We start from the raw sequence: 3,815 nt of genomic DNA on the forward strand, positions 1-3,815 counted from the left end.
AATATTTATGATTTCCTTCCTTACCTGAAACTTTACCACCATTTGCATATCCATACACTTCTCCTTTTTCATCTATCTTCTCATAAAGTTGTTTAAAATATTCCTTATAATCATGCTCTGTAACTGATTGAGTATACGAAGATACATCATCATTACCTATAGCTATAGAAGATCTTCCTATAGCATAAGTATTATTTCCTACAGATGTTGCTTGTGCAGTTGAGAAAACTGCATTTCCTATTGCAACTCCTTGTTCATCACTATCTCCAACACCATTATTAATATTAAAATGATCTTTATACACATGTGCATGACTACCAAGAACTACAGATTTTTTTATATCAGATTTTGTATTAGCACCTATTACAACACTTTCTGCCTTCTCAGATATAGCGTTAAACCCTATTACCACATTTTCTGAACCCTTAGCATGCGTTTTTCCACCTGCTCCTATTACAACTGAGTGTTCAGTATTATATTGATTTTCATATTTTGCTAGTATTATATTATTTTTATTATTATTTTCTCCATCTCTGCCAGAAACACCTGATTTTCCAACAGTCCCAGTACCATCATTTATGGCTAACCAAGATCCATAAGACATTGTTGATAGTCCCATAAATCCAAAAATTAAATATCTTATTACAGTTTTATCATTTATACTCACTTTATTCTTTAAAGTGTTCTTTAAAATTTTCTTTAATTCATAAGTTTTAATATTCTTCATTTCCCTTTTATTTCCTTTTTATCTTTATTACCTTTTCACCTTTATATATTGTTAAATTTTCTAACACCATTTAATTTTTATACTTTTTTATCAATAATTTTTCCCTTAACTCTTTATTCATTTTCTTTTTACTCTTTCATTTTTATTAATTATCTTAATGTTAAAATTTTTAAAAAAATATTAATAAATCTTTTTGCATTATCTAATTATCAATAAATTCTAATATATATACCTCCTACACTAATTTTTATATATAAAAAATTCCAAAATATTATACCCCCCCCCCACTGTTTTGTCAACAACTTAATTTTTGTTCTATAAAAATTGTTAAATAAAGTAAAAAGAAGACTATCAATGTTAATGATAATATAATATTTATAAAATATTTTTGATTTTTAAAAAATACAATGAATTTTGAAAATATTAACACAAGCACTAACTCTATAATACATTCTTACTTTTTATTAACCAATTTATAGAATTCATCAAACTTGAATTTTAGTTCTTTCAATTCATCTTTTTTTGATTTTTTATCTTTAACATATTTTTTCAATGATTCTAATAATTTCCCTTATTCTAATATACTAACACTTTTTATTTTATAATCTATGATTATTGGATTAGCACAATTTGAAACAATGTTTATAAATTTTGATTTGCTTTCTGTTTTTGTAATTATTTCTTTATTACCCCTCAAAATTATTTCATTGTATTCTAAACCTAAATTTAAACTAAAATTCATCCCTTTATATTTATCATATTATGTATTAATATCAAAATTATATTTCCTAATTTAACCAAATGATGAAAATTGTAACACATTACTTTATTTACAGATGATATAACATTTATTTTAAAATCTTCTACATCTTTTTTAATATCAAAAAAGGTATAAAGATATAGTTTAATTTACCATTAAATGTTAAAGCTTTTATTTCATCTTCAACTATGCTATTCTTATATCTAATTATTTTTTTAAATTTTGTTAATCTTGAATATTCAAGACCAAATTTCCTAACAATATCTTTTTCTTCTTTTGCAAATAATATTCTTGGTTTAATAAGAAAGTTAACTATTAAAAGATTTAAGAATAAACTTAAATCTGGCTTATCTTAATCCCTGTTTCAATATTTCCAGAAGTTTTAAATTGAATAGTATTTGGATTTGCTAATAATGTATCTTCAAAACTATCATCTATTAAATATTTTTTCACTTTTATACATTCCTATTATTACAGAAACATATGATTTATTTATATCTAATGACAACTCTAAATTATTTGAAAATACTATATTATTCATATCATATAGTAATAAAGATGTTCCTGATTTATATTTTTTACCTAAATGTACTGAATTTATATTATTAAATGGAGCTATAATTATATTATTATCATCTTGTGATAAAGACTCTTTACTATCTGGTAATTGATTAATAATAAATGCATGATCTACACTGCAACTTTTTAAAGTTCATCATCTAAATAGTAATTAACCTCTCCATTAACATACTTATTATTAGAAATTAATCCTAACTTTTCTATGTCATATGAGGCATTCTTACCTGACAAATCAACACCTAATCCCAATCCTGAATACTTTTCTTTTAATTTAAAGCTTCGTATATTTCTTAGTTCAATATTTTTTAATGAATTAAAACTCCATTTTCTAACCTTACTTCCCCCTTCGACTACATAAAAATTTTGTTAAAAGCATTATATCAATAAAAAAAATAGAGAATTTGTATTTTTTAAATTCTCTATTTTATACAATTTACCATCTATATTCAAGACCTGTTCTAACATTAAAATTAACACCTTTAAAATATCTGTTATAAAAATAAACAGGGGTTTCCATACTCAATGTCGCATTCAAATTATGAATTAAATTATAAGTCATTTTAACTTCTGGAATTATTGTATTTTTAATTATCATATTTCTACTTCCGAACATTTGAATATCACTACCTAGTACTATTTTACTTGTTGCTTCATAACGTGCAGTTAATTTATGTCTAATACCCAAAGAGATTCCAATTTTATACTTTAGAACAAATTTATATCCTAAATATGTATCCAAATTTAAATCAATTTTTTTAACATGTAAAAAAATCTTTTCTTGTATTTTAACTTCTTCCTTTTTTAAACCTGGATAATTTAATATCTCTTTTAATTTTCTTTCTTTCATTTCCCTATAATTTCCAACAAATAATGGTCTGAAAGATTCATAAATTGTTTCATCTTTTGCACCATTTTTTTTAACAAAATCTTTCATAGATTGTAATACATTGCCATCCTTAATTTCTACTTGATTATCAGGATTTTTCTTAATTTCTTCTGTAAAATTAGGCTTATTTGAACTAGATTTAAGACTGACTATTCTAGATTTAGTTTCCTTTATTATATCCTCTCTATCCATTTCAACTAATTTAGTCTCATTATATGATGTCCTCAGACTTAAATTAAAATTAATTCCTTTATCTTGTAAATATTCTGTATCAATCTCAAATCTATACTTTCTACTATCTAAACTAGTAATATTTTTATTTGTTTTTATTATATTTTCTGTTATAACTTCTTTAAAATAATTGTATTCTTTACTTGAAAATATATTAAGAAACCAATTATCATTTCTTTTTTGATGATTCCATGCAAAAAAATCATCTGTAGGTATCTCTCTATCCGTTTTATCTTCTGTTTTTTGTTTTTCTATATAAGCTGAAGCGTTAATAGTATCTAATTTAACATTTATTCTAGATTTACCCTCTTCTTTTTTTATATCTATAAAAGGTGTAATTGTATAATTTACTTTTTCATTAAAATTTATTCTAGATAATCCATATCTAGTATGATCATATTCATCTTGACTTGAACCTCTATTTTTTACTATATTTAAAATATCCGGTTTTAATTCATCCTCTACTATATCTTTCATAGATTTAATTATTTTTTTAAATCCTACTGTAGTAGAAAATTCTGTGCCCTTTGAATACTCTAAACCAAACTTTATTACAGTTTCTTTATCTTCATTACCTATTATTAGCCTTGGTTTAACAGGAAAGTTAAATATTAATGGATTTAAAGATAAAC

Annotated in this window: 1 protein-coding gene and 2 pseudogenes; all 3 read right to left on the reverse strand. The window is 23.3% G+C overall.

Annotation, left to right across the window (positions count from 1 at the left end):
• A pseudogene (locus BUE91_RS05555) lies at positions 1–727 on the reverse strand (adhesin); the annotation flags it as partial.
• 571 nt (positions 728–1,298) lie between these two features.
• Positions 1,299–1,469: a hypothetical protein gene (locus BUE91_RS07165; RefSeq protein ID WP_180370676.1), complete on the reverse strand. Its 171-nt coding sequence runs from the start codon at positions 1,467–1,469 to the stop codon at positions 1,299–1,301.
• Positions 1,470–2,499: 1,030 nt separating this feature from the next.
• Positions 2,500–3,815 (reverse strand): annotated as a pseudogene (locus tag BUE91_RS07170) (hypothetical protein); the annotation flags it as partial.

The sequence above is a fragment of the Streptobacillus notomytis genome (genome assembly GCF_001902585.1).
GTDB classification, from domain to species: domain Bacteria; phylum Fusobacteriota; class Fusobacteriia; order Fusobacteriales; family Leptotrichiaceae; genus Streptobacillus; species Streptobacillus notomytis.

Excerpts from the sequence above, each read along its gene's own strand:
- BUE91_RS07165 (WP_180370676.1), bottom strand. The coding sequence starts at position 1,469 with ATGAATTTTAGTTTAAATTTAGGTTTAGAATACAATGAAATAATTTTG.